1 protein-coding gene is annotated in these 1,351 nt (G+C 36.3%); it reads right to left on the bottom strand.

Annotation, left to right across the window (positions count from 1 at the left end):
- The coding region (locus AC061C_RS15765) for a M43 family zinc metalloprotease (RefSeq protein ID WP_478291963.1) at positions 1-1,351 on the bottom strand (1,351 nt) is incomplete at both ends.

Below are 1,351 nucleotides of genomic sequence, written 5' to 3'. Positions count from 1 at the left end.
TCTATTTTTTTAGCTTTTATAATTTGACCTAAAGTGTTAATGATGGTATAGTTCTCTGGAATGTCTAATTTATTTTCAACAGCGATTTGTAATAAAGTAGAGGTAGGGTTAGGATACAGATAAACGGAACTTTCACTTTCAAATTCATTTGTTGCTAGTGAATTATTGCTGAATTTCGTTGTTTCTGATCCAGTGAAATTTCCACCGGAAACGATTATGTCTCCAGACGGTGTTTTTAAAGAATAGGATCCATCTCCGTAATCACAACAGATGCCATCTCCTCCGCTATCATAAATGGAGAATGTATAACAATCATTACTAGGAAGGTTAAAGGTTTCTGTTATTAAAGCAGGGAGTGGCTCAGTGCGTTTGGTATTAGTAAATGGTCCACCTTTGTATAAAACAACACCTGCAGTATTTTTTAATTCCCAAGTAGTTTCTTCTCCGTAGTAGTCCTGCTGTAGTGAAAAGTTTACTGTATTAGAGGTATAGTTTACAGAGTTTAAAATTTCAAAATCTATATTACTACTGTTGTTTGCAGTGTTTTGATCTGTTGTGCCGTTAGTACTTAGTATCGTAGCGTTAAAATTATGGACTCCTATGGTAGATGTGATAGCACTTAATGTAACGTTCTGTGATTGATTATTCGCCAGCGTACCCGTCCAGTTGTATGTTTGTAAATTTTGGTTGTCAACACCGTATCGAATTGAGGCTTGTGTCAAAGGTGCAGTTCCTTTATTTGTAATTTTTATTCTGGGCAAGAAAGTTTTACTACAATTAATGTTTAAATTGACAACTAGTGTTGACGCATCATTTGTAAGCAGAATTCCCGGTGTCAGTGCATCTGAAGTTTTTAATGATGCTCTTCGTGTGGAATTATTCATAACGGTGATCATTCTGTTTTTTTGATCGGCGGTAAAAATGTTCATACAAGTGTCATCTGTATAATCCATGTAGTTTTCAATCATGTCTAACCCGGGAGAAGGTTTGCAGGAGTCAGCCCCTATAGGGCAACCATAGTTTTCTTTACCTGCATTTGGAGTGTCCAAACAGAAATCATCTACTGAGCAGTCCCCATCTCCCCAAATATGGCGTAATCCTAACCAATGTCCTATTTCATGCGAGGCTGTTCTACCTTTATCATATGGAGCTCCATAAGTTCCAGCTGGAAAATAGCTCAATGAGCCAAAAAACTTATATGCTATCACAACACCATCAGTATTTGCAGGACCTTCATTTGCATTGATACCAGCTAGAGTAGAATTACTAGGAAATTGAGCATAACCCAAAAGTTTACTTATTTCAAATTTAATAACCCAAATATTCAAGTATTTATCAGGATTCCATATAG

Source organism: Flavobacterium sp. GNP010 (assembly GCF_056428945.1).
The sequence above is the reverse complement of the archived record's forward strand: the minus strand, read 5'-3'. Positions and strand labels throughout refer to the sequence as shown.